The following is a 13,938-nucleotide window of genomic DNA, read 5'->3' on the forward strand; positions in this document are numbered from 1 at the left end:
ATAGCCAAAATTTACAATATGAAATAGAATATTAACAATCAATTTACTTAATTTATATATAATTATATTCAGAATGAAAATTATAAGGGAGGATATAGAATTATGGATAATGAAAACAACATTTTTATTTCTAGTTCTACAATGATGCTTGAACCATGTAAACACCCTTATTACCGTACAAAAATTATCGACAGTAGCGGAAACCATCTTTACTCCTGTCAAACTGCTCTCCAACTTATACAGAAATCTTGTCTAACAAATATTCATTCTACCTATCAAGGGAGACGTAATGCCGTAAAAACAAAATTTAAATTTAAACAAAACGTTCCAATTCCGATCAATCATAGAGAATATATTTGTGCTTTCCCAACAGAATCTCCTGCTTCTCCAAATTGTATTTGGCTTTTCTTTAAACATGTTCATACAATAGAGTTTTTCCAAAAAGCTAAACGAGCTAAAATTCATTTTTCAAACGGAGCTACCGTAACGATACAAATTAGTTCCCATAAGCTAAGTCAGCAATTATGGAAAGCTGGATATGTATTATCCCAAATGAACATGCAAGATTCATCACCTTAATAACAAATAGAATGGAAGGTAGTATTTCCTTACCTTCCATTCTATTTGCTATTTTTATCCTCTTACACTATCTCGCATTTTCTCGAGTGCTTGCCGATACATCCATCTTACTTGATAATATGTCATTTCCGCCTCTAAAGCGATTTCTCCCATCGTCTTCCCTACAAAAAAACGTTCAAAAATAATATACTTCTCCTTCTCGTCTAACACACTCATAAAATCCTTCACTCTCATTTCAACATCTTCAAAATGAAAGATGTCCTCATACTCTCCTACACATACACATCTTTCTTGTACAGTAGATTCTTTCTTCAATCTTTCTAATATATAACCACGCACTGTTACAAGTGCATATGCAGGGAAATACCCCTTCTTTGCATCAAATCTTTCATACGCATGCCAAAGACCAATTAAACCACATTGATAATACTCTTCATAATCTTGGCGAATACCTAATTTCTTTATTTGATTTACAATCATTCCTTCATACAAAACAACTGCCTCTGTAAAAGTCGCTGGCTTCACACAGTACCCGTTTCTAAAAGGTATACCTTTCTAGTATTCCGCGGTACCTTCACAATATAAAAATAAAGAATAGATTTCACTGTGAGTAATTTCAAATACTACCGACGGAATTTGAAATTACACTATGTAGTATTTGAAATTTTGTTGGTGATATTTGAAATAGGGGTAAAAATAAAAAAGGTGACTCTCTTGAAGAGTCACCTTTTTAAAATAATATGTTATGCACCAAAGCCGCTTACTAAACCTCTTACAACGCCGAATGCAATTGTTAGGATAAAGAAGATTACAATTAAAATCGTAGCTTGTTTCTTACTTAAACCAGCTACAATGTGTAAGCCTAGTCCTGTTAGAATGAGGCTCCAAATATTAAAAATTTCAATTGAAGAGGCAATTCCATGTGCTACTGTCCCTTGTTCAAATAAAGGAGCTAAACTTGTATAAACATCAGTGCCATTTCCATCAAAAATAAAGCCTAATCCTGCATTTAACAATCCGCCGATATAATAAACCAGATTAGCATATAAGTAAATCGATAGTATTTTCATGTACGGTGTATCATTGCTCATAAACATCATAATAATTTTATAAAAACCTGCCGCAATAAAGAGACCTATAGGTGTTCCTAATAGACCAACAAGTGCGCCTCCACCAAGGGTAAATCCTTTTACCATTGCCCCTGCTTCACCATTTAATTCTTTTGCCAATTCTGGAGTACTAATTAATGTTAAGTAAGACACTGCTGTTGCTATAATCGTTCCTAATATAACAAATAAGAAAAATACTCCCCAAACCGGACTTTTCGTCTTCATTCTCTCAAATTGCTCACCTGGAGAAGTAATCATTCCTAATAATGATGGCTTCTTCGCACCTACATCTTGCGTATTAATATTAGCTTCCATTATAACGCCTCCTTCTATTTATATAACCCGTTCTAACGGGCGGTTCACTTCCTCATGCAAGAGGCTACGAACCGCCCACTAGAACGGTAATGTGTAGTTCTACTACCCTATTAATTACTCATAACGCAATGCTTCAATTGGATCTAATTTCGCAGCTTTGTTTGCTGGAATTAATCCGAAAATGATACCGAGTGTCATCGAGAACAGTACGCCTCCAACGACAACTTCCCATGAAACGAGTGGTGGCCATTTTGCGAATGTAGAAACGATATATGCTCCGCCATACCCAAGACCAATTCCGATCAAACCACCTAGAAGTGTTAACATAACTGCTTCAATTAAAAATTGTAATAAAATTTTACTACGCGTTGCTCCAAGTGCTTTACGTACACCAATTTCACGCGTACGCTCCGTTACAGATACAAGCATGATGTTCATAACACCAATTCCACCAACGACTAATGAAATACCAGCGATACCACCGATGATCATTGTCATAATGTTAGTAACTTTAGAAACATTTTCTTGGAATTCTTTTAAATTAACCAGTTCATATTTACCCGGAATTTCACTTGGCTTACGACTATTTAATACATCAACAGCTTGTTTCCCTGCTGCTTCTAAATCGTCTACATTTTTAGCTTGAATTGCGATACTTTGAATTTCATCTGTTCCGTATAAAACAGGCCATAACGTAAGAGGGATTAACGCTTCTTCCATTTCAAATCCCATAAATTCATTATCAGATGTATACACACCGACAATTTGCATCGGTTGTCCTTTCATCTCAATAATTTGTCCTACTGGATTTACGCCCTTAAATAACGTCTCTTCTGTTTTTGTACTAATCATCACAACGTTATTTGCATGAGAAATATCTGATTCATTTAAAGTACGTCCCTTTACGACCTTTACTTTATTAACCGCAAAATATTCATTATCAAGACCAATAACATTCAAATTTGCTTTTTTATCATTTACATCAAGCACCTCTGAATTCTGGTTTGTCGTAATAACATGTGAAACATCTTTCACTTGTTTTACTTCCAAAATATCCTCTTCCGTTAGCTTCGGCATTTCAAAACCACCTATAGCAAACTCATCATTAATATCTGGTTTAAATTGAATTGGCATAAGGTTATTACCACCAGAACCTGCGAATTTCGACTTCAGCATCGCTTCCCCGCCTTGCCCAATTGCAACGACTGTAATAATCGAACCTACCCCGATAATAATACCGAGCATCGTAAGAGCTGAACGTAATTTATGAGCTAAAATAGAAGATAGGGCAATTTTTATACTATCTAGTAAACTCATACCGCACACCTTCTATCTTCTGTAACTTTCCCGTCTCGCAGTACAATGCGGCGGGAAGAATACGCTGCTACTTCCTCTTCATGCGTAACCATAACAATCGTCGTACCTTCTGCATTAAGCTTCGTGAAAATATCCATAACTTGCTCACCAGACTTCGTATCAAGTGCACCAGTCGGTTCATCGGCCATAATGAACGTTGGGTTATTCGCAATCGCTCTTGCAATCGCTACACGCTGCTTCTGTCCACCGGATAACTCATTTGGTAAATGATGCACGCGGTCTGCCAATCCAACTTTACCTAACGCCTCCAAAGCACGCTTGCGACGCTCCGCTTTCTTCACGCCACCGTATACGAGCGGAAGCTCAACATTTTCCACTGCGGAAAGACGAGGCAGTAAATTAAAATGCTGGAATACAAAGCCAATATATTCATTACGAATTAAAGCAAGCTTTGATTCGTCTGCTGTTAAGATATTCACGTCATTCAGCATATATTCGCCTTCTGTTGGACGATCTAAGCAACCAATAATATTCATAAGCGTCGACTTACCAGAACCAGACGGTCCCATAATCGAAACGAACTCACCACTCTGAATCGTTAAACTAATACCATGCAAAATCGGCACCGCCAATTTTCCTTGATAATACGTTTTAGCAATATTATTTAACGTAATCATTTCTCTTTCACTTCCATTCCGTCATACACATCGTCGGAAGGATTTTTAACCACCTTTTGCCCCACTGTTACGCCTTCTACAACCTCTGTCCAGTCTCCATCAGTAGAACCTTTTTTCACATTTTGTTTACGAAGCTTCCCTTTATCCTCAACATAAACAAATGCATCATCGCCTTTTTCTACAATGCTCTTACTTGGAACAGCAATCATCGTCTTATTCTCTAAGTTTACTTGCAGAGAAACGTGATAACCTGGAGATAAACCATCTTGACTATCAAGGCTAGCTTTATATGTATATTGGGACATATTTTGAGTTGCTTCACCCATGCCGCCAGCTTGCGCCATCTCTGCACTCGTAGGGAACTCACTTACCTCTGTAATCTTACCTGTCCACTTCTTCTTATTATTTGCTTTCGCCGTTACAGTGAATGTTTGATCCTTTTGAATTTGTGACTTCTGAAGCTCAGTTAACGTACCTTGAACTTGGAATGGGTCTTTAGAAGCTACTTGTAAAAACGATTTTCCTTGACCACCTAACGCTTGAGATGAACTTTGTGCCGCATCTTTATCTAACTTTTGAACAACACCAGCGAAATTACTATAGATCGTAAGCTCTTTCTGCTTCTTACTTAACTCTTCTTTCTGCAACTTTCCTTTTTCTTTCTCAAGATCAGTTGTCTTTTGAGCTATCTCTAACTCGTTTACTTGCTCGTCCATCGGATCTGTTACTTCTTTCCCAGCTCCGCTATCTTTCGCCTTCTTAATTTCTTTCTTTAACGAATCAATCTTCTTTTTCCCTTGATCATAACGCATATCCGCCATCTTCTGATCAAGCTCAGCTTGCTTCATTTGAAGGTTAATCTCTTCATTGTCATAAGAGAATAACTTCGTACCTTTTTCTACCTCTTGCCCTTCTTTTACTTCAATATCTTTCACTTTTCCTTTGGTCGGATCTGCATAGAAGCTTTCAATATTACCAGGCTTCACCTGACCAGAAATTAACTTTGTATTATTCAGCTTACGCTCTGTCACTTTCTCAAAACTTACAGCATCAGACGTTGTTGATGCACCCTTCTTCTTACCTTGCATAACAAAAATATTAATTGCCGCTACAATAACAATTAGTGCAATAACCCCAATAATGATCCATTTCTTCTTCTTGTTTGGAGTACGAACCGTATTTGGTAACATATTCTCTCTCCCTTTATAAATTAGTAGTTTAATAAATACCATAATTGTATAAAACTTTCTGAAAATAAATTGTATATTATTACAATCTTTTTACAAAGTTTTACACATCCATTTATATTGTAACAAAAATTCCAATGATTAGAAATATGACATTATATCTTTTAAGATAGATTTAAGGAAAGATTATATTATATAGAAAAAGCCATCCAAAATAATAATTGGATAGCTTTTTCAAACAAAATATTACGCTACTTTAGGATCTTTTCTCTCATGTCCACGTTGAACAATAAATAAGAAGATTGTTGATAAAACCGCACCTGTTAATAGTAAGATGAAACAACCATCCCAGCCAGAACGATCAACAATAACACCAATTGCTGCGTTTGCTACAAGACTTCCACCTACATAACCGAACAGACCACACATACCAACTGTCGTACCTACTGCAAATTTCGGTACTAATTCCATCGCACTTAAACCGATTAAGAACTGTGGTACATAAATTAAACAACCGATAATAGAAACTGCAATACTTACAACAAGTACGCTAGTTGCTTGCCAATATATAAACGTACCAATAACAACTCCAACCATACTAATAATACATAATGGCATACGTTTTCCTTTAAATAATTTATCACTTAAAAAACCAACGATTAATGAACTTGGAATTGCCATACCTTCAAAGATTGCATATGCCGCATGAGCTTCTGCTTTTGAAAATCCTTTAACTGTCGTTAAATAAAGTGGAACCCAGTTAATAACACCGAAACGAATTAAATAAACAAAAGCATTCGCAATACATAAGAACCATACAAATTTATTTTTCACAACATACTTCATTAAAATTTCTTTTGGTGACATCTTGTTAGCATTATCTGCTTTTTCAAGATTTTCATAGTCATTACGATACTCATCAATTGGAGGAAGACCTTCAGATTCTGGTGTATCCTTCGCATTAATCCAAACAAGAACTGAAATTACCATTGCGATAATTGCAGGGAAAATAAACACGCCGCCTTGCCAATGGTTTTCACCAAAAATACCTACACCAATTCCGACAAGTGGTGGCACAAGCATTCCACCAACGTTATGTGAAATATTCCAAAGACCTGTTTTCGTACCGCGTTCTTTCTTCGAGAACCATTTCGTCATAACAATACTACAAGGTGGTGCTCCCATACCTTGTACAATACCGTTAACAACAAGTAATGTAACAATCATCCCAAATGATGATGCAAAGCCGAAACAAATATTTACAAGCCCTGATAAGAATAAACCGACTGCGATAAAGCGCTGGGCGAAAGCTTTATCTGATAAATTACCCATAAAGAACTTACTAAATCCATAAACAATTGCCATTACTGAACCTAGTAGACCAATTTCAGCTGTACTAAAACCATATTCTTGTACTAAATACGTACTTGATAACGTAAAGTTACTACGAACTAAATAATAAGCAGCATATCCAACTGAAATCCCGATTAACACACGAATACGTAGTAATCGATATACACGGTCAATCATATCCGCTGGCAATCTTTCAATTGCAGGTGCTGGCTTGAGCCATTTAAACATATATTTTCGTCTCCTTTTCTCACTTCAGAGAGAGACGCTGTCTATTCCATATCTCGATTATTCCGCTATTTGATATATTTTGATTCGTCATTCTAACCGGCTGTCCTTCTATTTCTTTCTCATTCTTCGCAAACATCGTTGGTACGCCAAACGACACTTTTTCTAAAATGTGACCCGCTTCTTCTGATAAACAATAATCAATAAATAAATCCGCAATAATACCACTCGGTGCACGTTTTAGTTTAGAAATCGCATTAACGGATAACCCTGTTTGCTCAGGTTCGTTACTTAAAATCGGAAAGCCTTGTTTTTGAAGCATTCTCTGATCTCCCATAAAGTTGATGCCTATCATATATTCACCACTCGCAACAAGTTCTGCTGGGATGTAACCATTCACTGTTACTTCTCCCACTTGTTCTGCCAGATTCTTCACATATTCCTTCGCTTCCTCTTCACCTAATGTATCAATAAGTGATTGGAAAAACGTATATGCTGTACCTGAAACATTTGGATCGGGCATGACAATCTTTCCCTTATATACTGGATTCAATAAATCTTTCCATCTTAACGGATACGAGAGACCAAGCGGCGCTATTTCCTCGTTCCACCGCTCTTTATTAATCGCAATTGCCAGCTTCTCCACTTCATAACCGTACCAATAACCATCTTTATCTTTAACAGTTTTTGAAATACGATTTGCATGTTGGCTTATCACAGGAATAGAAAGATTTTTTTGCTTCATCATTTGATGCGCATCTACTGTACCGCCAATAATAATATCCGCCTTCGGATTTCCAGCTTCTTCTTCCACTCTACGAAGAAGTTCTTCTGTTGAAAGACGAATAAATTCATACGTACATCCGCGCGGCTTACAAAATGATGAAAGTAACGCTTCACCAACTTCCTCACGAGCCGCTACATACGCAACAATATGACGATCATCCAAAATAGGGAGACCATTTTTACTATATTTAATAGAGGTTGTATCTCGAGAGCAACTAGACATCGCTCCTCCAATTACTAGCAAAAAGAAGAAAAAGGCTATCTTTCTCATGACGCATTCTCCTTTACGAATAACTCTGCTAGAGAGCCTTTCATATACATGACATTTCCGTTATTATCACCGAGATATTGCACAACAAAGTAAGATGGATACACAGAAATTGTAAGAATATCTTCACGATCATTCTTTACACGCTTACCTGTTTTATAAGCTGTAATATAAGCAATCGGTTCATTCTGCGATTGTAATAACTTCTGAATTTCTCCGTAATCAGTAATTTGCTTTGCGTATCGAATAGAATCAAGTATGTGCGTAAGATTGATAGTACGTACCACATCGCCTTGACGTACTACGACGTCCTTTGCTGAAGCAAAGAAATCACTAATACGCTCTGGCGTGTAATACAGGCTTAATAAATACGTTTGAAGTGCTGAAATCATCGGATCCATGCCATTCTTTCCGTATACATTTTCCCCATACTGGAACAAGTCACCTACTGCAAAAGTACGCTTATGTCCATTCAAGTACGTTACTTCTCCAGTAAATACTTGTTCTTGGCTCTTAACGCCCTCAGGCTCTATTCGAATTCGGTCAAAGAATGAAACAATCGTATGCAAACGAACTTCATCCGTTACAACAATTTCTCCCCACTTTTCATGTCTTACTTTCACTTCAATTGGAAGAGATTCATTCACCCTTTGTAAAACGGCTTGTTTATCATTTACAATGTTGATTCGATTATATATTTGCTTCTCCATAACATAAAACAAAACAAGAGAAACAATCATACAAATGACAAACATAAGAATTTGAAATGATAGCCTTTTCATTTCTGCCTACCTCCAAGATAAAAAAACGTTGTTTCGAAAATACCGCATAATTGTTTCATAAATGTATCATTTAACCGCTTTCAAGTTTTTTATGTCTTCCATCCTTCTCGGAAGCAAAAATGTAATGAATATTGTAGTACCTATTTCTTCACTACTCTCAATCCGCATGCTTCCGCCCTGCTTATTCATAATCTCCTGACAAATATACAAACCATAACCATTCCCGTAGCTAGAAGGAAGTGCCTTTCCTTTCGGAGACTCATTCCACTCTGCAAGCACCACTTCATCTATACCGATCCCATCATCATGAACAAAAACCTTCGCCTCATACTCATTCACAATTACATTCATACGAATGTGCGAAGCATCACTATACTTAATTGCATTATCAAGCACATTTAAGAAAATTTGCTTCGTCTTATCAAAATCCGCAACAACATGTACATCCGTTAACTCGTTTATCACTTCAATTTCAAATTGATTTAGGCGAGGTTTCACAATTGAAACTGCTTCTTCTGCCAATTCCTTTATATTCACAACTGTAGGAGACACTTCAAACGTACTCTTCCCATATTTCGAAGACTTAAGCAGTTCCTCTACAAGTGATAATAAACGCTCACTTTCCACAGATACATAACGAAGACTTTCCTGTACATCTTCTTTCGATTGTAACTTCGGAATTAAATCAACATAACCGATAATTGCCGTTAGCGGTGTTTTTAGCTCATGCGTAATGCGGTCTAGGAAATCTTTCTGCTTCTCTTTCTCCTCCTGCAATTGCTTAATATGCAGTTCAATTCCATCAGCCATCGCGTTAAAAGATGCGGAAAGCTGAGCGATTTCCACGTACTCATTTAACTCAATCTTACTCTTATAATCACCATTTGCAAGCCGCTGTGCCATTTGTCTCAACTGATCAATTGGTTTATGAAGAGACTTCGCCAAACGAATCGCAAAGAAAATACCCGCAGCTACTAAACAAAGGGACGCCATTAAGAATGTCCAGCTCACATTTGTTAAAACTTCCTTCTCACCCGTTAACTCATTTATAAAACGAATACTTCCAATGACATCGTTTCCATAATACACCGGGCTTGAAAACAAAAGAATAGGAGCTGGATCCGCCTCCTCAAAAACATAAGACTTCTTCCCCTTCAAAGAACTCTCAATGTCGATGTTACGGTGAAGCAACGCTCCTTTTTGTGTATCTGCAACAACATCGCCATTTTTCCCGATCATCTGCACACGGACATCCATACGCTTCGCTAAATACGACGCAATTAAAAGTGAATTCGGACCAAGCGTATCCACTTCTGCTTCCTTCTCTAAATAATTCATCGTATAAATTTGTGCTTCTACACTTAACTTTTCTAAAGAATCTGCTGCGTTATGATACATATTCTTTTCTAACGTAATATAAACAACTGCATATAAAAGAACAAAAATCGGAATTAACAGCCCAACTATTCCGAACACCATATTTCGCTTTAAAGACATACCATCACCACTTAACAATCCAGTTTATAGCCAACGCCATAAATTGTCTTAATATATTCTCCGCTCGTCCCAAGCTTCTTTCGAAGTCTCTGCACCATAATATCAACTGCTCTCGTATTTCCGATATACTCAAATCCCCATACTTTCTCAAGCAACTCATCCCTCATAAACACACGCTGCGGATTTGAAACAAACAACTGACATAAATTAAACTCTCGGTACGTTAACTGAATCTCCTGTCCACTCACATGTACCTTTCTTTCCTTAGGACAAATCACTATCTCTCCAGCCTCAATTACTTCATGACTTACAGCCGCCTCCGTCTTCTTTACACGCCGCGCCATATTCTTAACCCGAAGAATAAGCTCCGCATAATTAAACGGCTTCGTCACATAATCATCAGCACCAAGCTGCAAGCCAAGCAACTTATCATTCATCTGACTCTTTGCCGTTAACATAAGCACCGGAATATCCCTATCCCTCTCACGGAACAAACGAAGCAACTCATACCCATCCGTATCCGGAAGCATAACATCCAAAATCAATACATCCGGCCCTTCATTCCATCTCTCTAAAGCTTCTCTCCCATCAGCCGCTGCCAATACTTCATAACCTTCCATCTCCAACTGCATCCGAATCAAATTACGAATACTCGATTCATCATCAACCACAAGTATTTTCATTATTCTCCTCCTTCCATCATGTATTATAGTACAGTTTAGTATAGCAAAAATCGTACAAAAAAAGAGAGGGTATTGTCGAACATATTTTGTCGACGATACCCTCTCTTTTTATATTTTCTCTTACACACTCGCAACAATAACTTCAGCACGCCCTACAATCTTATATTCCCCAAAGTTACTTGGTAATATGAAATGATCCCCTTCTTCAAATCGATACGTTTCATTACCATGTATTAACTCTCCTTCTCCATCTATTACACTTAAGAGAAGAAATGGACTTTTTTGCGTTAAATTAACCACTCCATCTAAATTCCATTTATTCACAGAAAAATAAGAGCACTCAATAAACTTGGTTACACATAAATCTTCTATTTCTTCATATTGAACAACTTGTTGACTTGAAATAAATGGTGTTTCTATTACTTCCATACTTTTATCAAGATGAAGTTCACGTAAATTCCCCTCTGAATCTGTTCTATTATAATCATATAATCGATAAGTAGTATCAGAGTTTTGTTGTGTTTCTAATATTAAAATACCTTCACCAATTGCATGAACCGTTCCACTTGGAACAAAGAAGAAATCACCTGGCTTTACTCTCACACGTTTTAATAGCTTGTCCCATTCTTCTTGTTCAACCATATTTACTAGTTCATCTTTTGTCTTTGCGTGATGCCCATAAATAATCTCAGCTCCTTCTTTACAATCAATGATATACCAGCATTCAGTCTTTCCTAGCTCACCATTTTCATTTATACGTGCATACTCATCATTTGGATGCACTTGAACAGATAAGTCACGATTTGCATCTAAAATTTTTGTAAGAAGAGGGAATCGATTTCCCTCAATATCCCCAAATAACTCTCGATGATTATTCCACAATTGTCCTAAAGACAGCCCTTTATACTTTCCAATTTTAACTACGCTTTGTCCATTTTGATGCGCAGCAAACGCCCAACATTCTCCCGTTTGTTCTGATGGTATTTCATATCCGAAAGAAGTTAATTTCGTACCACCCCAAATTCTTTCTTTAAAAATGGGTGCAAAAAATAATGGTTCTGTCATGATTAAAATCCTCCATTTTATACGATGTCGTCTAATAATTTATATGCTTCCTCTTTCGTTTGGACAGATATTAACCGCTCTCTATAACTATCATCCATAAGCTTTCGTGAAAGCATTTGAAGAATCTTCAAGTGCTCATTTCCTTCACTCTCTCTCGGAACTGCAATCATAAATACTAATTTTGCATCCGTTCCGTCTAAACTTTTCCAATCTACCCCCGATTGTTTAATCCCGAATACAACACTCGGTTTTTTTACTGCATCCGACTTTCCATGAGGAATTGCAATGTTCATTCCAATCCCTGTACTACTCTCTGCTTCTCGACTCATAATAGCTTGCTTAAACTCCGAATCTGAATGTAAAACACCTACAACATTTAATTTCTCAATCATTTCATCAATAATATCGTCACGTGTCTCTCCTGCTAAATTAATATCAATTAGCTCCAGACTCGTTATATCTGTTAATTTCTGAATTTCAACTTTTTCAGCTTTCTTTTCTATTACTTGCTCTTGAACTTCTGCTACTTCCTTTGTTGCTGACACTTCTTTCATTTCTTTTAATTCCTGTGTTTCTTCAGCTTTTGAAATATCTTTCTTTAATACATTCACAATAACCGCTGTAACAAGAGAACCTGCAATAATAGCAATAAAGAACATAAACACGTTATCTACAGCTCCTAGTACCGCAACAATTGGTCCACCATGTGCTACTCTATCCCCTACGTTACCAATCATTGCAATAACAGCACCTGTCATCGAACCAGCCATAATACTTGGAATAACACGTAATGGATCCTGCGCTGCAAAAGGAATAGCTCCTTCTGTAATACCGAATAAGCCCATCGTAAATGAGGCTTTCCCCATTTCCTTTTCCGACTCTTGGAACTTTCTCTTTCCTATAAATGTAGCAAGTCCCATCCCAATTGGCGGAATACAAATTGCTGCTGCAATCGGTCCCATAATTTCATAATTTCCTTCTCCAATCATTGCGGAACCAAATAAGAATGCCACCTTATTTACTGGACCACCCATATCAAATGAAATCATTGCACCTAAAATTAAGGCTAAAAGAATCGAACTTGAACCTTGCATACCAGATAACCAAGCTGTTAACGATTCAAATACTTGCGCTACAGGAGCACCAATAATAAACACAAACGCTAAACCTACAATAAGTGATGTAAATACCGGAATAATAATAATTGGCATAATTGGTTGAATTGCTTTTGGCACTTTTAACTTTTTAATTCCCAGAGCTACATAACCAGCTAAGAAACCTGCGATAATTCCACCTAGGAAGCCAGCCCCACTCTCACTACCATAAAAACTTCCCGTTGCTGCGATATATCCGCCAATCATACCAGGAACTAGTCCAGGTTTATCAGCTATACTATACGCAATATAACCAGCTAAAATTGGCACCATGAATGCAAATGAAGCTCCACCTATTTGCTCAATTGGTTTCCAAAAAGATCCTTCTGGTATTACTAAACCGCCAGGAGTTTTTTCGCCGCCAAGTGTCAATGCAATTGCGATTAATAATCCCCCAACAACAATGAAAGGAACCATGAATGATACACCATTCATTAAATGACGGTATATAGGGTTTTGTTTTTTTCCTTGCGAATCATTTCCTGTTTTTTGCACATCCGAATGATACACAGGAACATTGCCATCTATTACTTTTCGAATGAGTTCCTCTGGTTTACGAATACCCTCTTTAACTCCTACAACTAATAACTTTTTACCTATGAATCTATCTTTATTTACTACTCGATCCGCAGCTATAATGATGCCATCAGCTTCACGAATCTCTTGCTCAGTAAGTTCATTTTCAACACCTATACCACCTTGTGTTTCAACTTTCATTTGAATCCCTAATTTATCCGCTGCTTTTTGCAAGTTTTCTGCAGCCATATACGTATGGGCAATCCCATTTGGACACGATGTAATCGCTAATACTTTCATTTTAATCCTCCTCAACCCTTATGTAAGCGCCTACAAATACTATATATCAATATTCGATTCATAAAAGTTTTCTTTTTTACCGTAACCTCCGGAAAAAACATTATTTTACCGGAGCAAACAAAAAA

General features: G+C 37.0%; 13 protein-coding genes. 1 reads left to right on the top strand and 12 read right to left on the bottom strand.

Annotated elements, in window-relative coordinates:
- Nucleotides 1–102: 102 nt before the first annotated feature.
- Nucleotides 103–579, top strand: coding sequence for a competence protein ComK (locus BUA87_RS14240; RefSeq protein ID WP_000368314.1), 477 nt, complete (start codon nucleotides 103–105; stop codon nucleotides 577–579).
- Between the two features lie 54 nt (nucleotides 580–633).
- Here the strand turns inward: BUA87_RS14240 and BUA87_RS14245 are convergent, their stop codons facing one another.
- The 12 genes from BUA87_RS14245 to BUA87_RS14300 form a co-directional block, all read right to left on the bottom strand.
- A complete protein-coding gene (locus BUA87_RS14245; RefSeq protein ID WP_072940038.1) occupies nucleotides 634–1,104 on the bottom strand; it encodes a sigma-70 family RNA polymerase sigma factor in 471 nt (156 codons plus the stop codon).
- A 218-nt stretch (nucleotides 1,105–1,322) separates the two neighbouring features.
- Nucleotides 1,323–2,003, bottom strand: coding sequence for a YknW family membrane protein (locus BUA87_RS14250; protein ID WP_000387927.1), 681 nt, complete (start codon nucleotides 2,001–2,003; stop codon nucleotides 1,323–1,325).
- Between the two features lie 114 nt (nucleotides 2,004–2,117).
- Nucleotides 2,118–3,320, bottom strand: coding sequence for an ABC transporter permease (locus BUA87_RS14255; protein WP_000054363.1), 1,203 nt, complete (start codon nucleotides 3,318–3,320; stop codon nucleotides 2,118–2,120).
- Nucleotides 3,317–3,997, bottom strand: a complete 681-nt coding sequence (locus BUA87_RS14260; RefSeq protein ID WP_000631624.1) for an ABC transporter ATP-binding protein — start codon at nucleotides 3,995–3,997, stop codon at nucleotides 3,317–3,319. Before BUA87_RS14260 ends, BUA87_RS14255 begins: the two co-directional genes overlap by 4 nt.
- Nucleotides 3,994–5,187: an efflux RND transporter periplasmic adaptor subunit gene (locus BUA87_RS14265; RefSeq protein ID WP_000937333.1), complete on the bottom strand. Its 1,194-nt coding sequence runs from the start codon at nucleotides 5,185–5,187 to the stop codon at nucleotides 3,994–3,996. The genes BUA87_RS14260 and BUA87_RS14265 overlap by 4 nt, the downstream gene beginning before the upstream one ends.
- 243 nt (nucleotides 5,188–5,430) lie before the next feature.
- Nucleotides 5,431–6,765, bottom strand: a complete 1,335-nt coding sequence (locus tag BUA87_RS14270) for an MFS transporter (RefSeq protein ID WP_000477603.1) — start codon at nucleotides 6,763–6,765, stop codon at nucleotides 5,431–5,433.
- A 19-nt stretch (nucleotides 6,766–6,784) separates the two neighbouring features.
- Nucleotides 6,785–7,819 (bottom strand): ABC transporter substrate-binding protein, encoded by a 1,035-nt coding sequence (locus BUA87_RS14275; protein WP_072940041.1) that lies wholly within the window; start codon nucleotides 7,817–7,819, stop codon nucleotides 6,785–6,787.
- Complete coding sequence (locus BUA87_RS14280; protein ID WP_000826618.1) at nucleotides 7,816–8,598, bottom strand: DUF3919 family protein; 783 nt, start codon at nucleotides 8,596–8,598, stop codon at nucleotides 7,816–7,818. The genes BUA87_RS14275 and BUA87_RS14280 overlap by 4 nt, the downstream gene beginning before the upstream one ends.
- A gap of 66 nt (nucleotides 8,599–8,664) precedes the next feature.
- The gene (locus tag BUA87_RS14285; RefSeq protein WP_046393092.1) at nucleotides 8,665–10,095 is read right to left on the bottom strand and encodes a HAMP domain-containing sensor histidine kinase; all 1,431 of its coding nucleotides are present in this window, start codon (nucleotides 10,093–10,095) and stop codon (nucleotides 8,665–8,667) included.
- An 11-nt stretch (nucleotides 10,096–10,106) separates the two neighbouring features.
- Nucleotides 10,107–10,778: a response regulator transcription factor gene (locus tag BUA87_RS14290; protein WP_000699553.1), complete on the bottom strand. Its 672-nt coding sequence runs from the start codon at nucleotides 10,776–10,778 to the stop codon at nucleotides 10,107–10,109.
- A gap of 120 nt (nucleotides 10,779–10,898) precedes the next feature.
- Nucleotides 10,899–11,843 (bottom strand): mannose-6-phosphate isomerase, class I, encoded by a 945-nt coding sequence (gene manA / locus BUA87_RS14295; RefSeq protein ID WP_072940044.1) that lies wholly within the window; start codon nucleotides 11,841–11,843, stop codon nucleotides 10,899–10,901.
- Between the two features lie 17 nt (nucleotides 11,844–11,860).
- Nucleotides 11,861–13,813, bottom strand: a complete 1,953-nt coding sequence (locus BUA87_RS14300) for a PTS fructose transporter subunit IIABC (RefSeq protein WP_072940047.1) — start codon at nucleotides 13,811–13,813, stop codon at nucleotides 11,861–11,863.
- Nucleotides 13,814–13,938 lie beyond the last annotated feature (125 nt).

The sequence above is a fragment of the Bacillus sp. bc15 genome, from assembly GCF_900142585.1.
Classification (GTDB): Bacteria; Bacillota; Bacilli; order Bacillales; family Bacillaceae_G; genus Bacillus_A; species Bacillus_A cereus.